This window comes from Burkholderia sp. HAN2018 (assembly GCF_024704855.1).
Lineage (GTDB): Bacteria > Pseudomonadota > Gammaproteobacteria > Burkholderiales > Burkholderiaceae > Burkholderia > Burkholderia cepacia.
Window position 1 is genome coordinate 1 of record NZ_QOBB01000555.1, and the last position, 614, is coordinate 614.

Annotated in this window: 1 pseudogene; it reads right to left on the reverse strand. The window is 74.8% G+C overall.

Annotated elements, in window-relative coordinates:
* Positions 1-614, reverse strand: a pseudogene (locus DPV74_RS41745) (malto-oligosyltrehalose synthase); the annotation flags it as partial.

Genomic DNA, 614 nt, shown 5'->3' on the forward strand with positions numbered 1-614 from the left:
CGCGATCCCGTGCAGCAGCCGCGCGGCGCGCGCATGTTCGACGGCGAGCTGGCGCATCAGCACGCGCCGCTTGCCGTCGAGCGCTTCCTGCGCGAACGTGCGCGTCGAGCCCGACACGGCCGCCCAGTGCGCGGCGAGCGGTTCGGCGCCGGCCGGGTCGTGCAGCAGCGCGCCGACGTCGTTCATGAAGTCGTAGCCGGTCGTGCCGGCGACGGCCCAGTCGGCGCGCAGCGATTCGCCCGGCGCGAGGATTTTCTCGACGACGACATACGGCGGCGCGCTGCGCTGCGCGGCCAGTCGTGCATGCAGCCGCCGGCAGTAGGCGCGCGGATCGGCGAGGCCGTCGACGTGATCGACGCGGATGCCGTCGACGAGCCCGGCCGCGTGCAGGCGCAACGGCAGCGCGTGAACGGCGTCGAACACCGCGTCGTCGTCGACGCGGACGGCCGCGAGCGTCGCGATGTCGAAGAAGCGCCGCCAGTTCAGTTCGTCGGCGGCCGTGCGCCACCACGCGAGCCGGTAATGCTGGCGTTCGAGCAGCCGGTGCAGGCTGGTGCGCGAGCGCGCGACGCGCGGGTCGGCGCCGCGCAGCACCGCGTCGAGCGCGTGCGGGC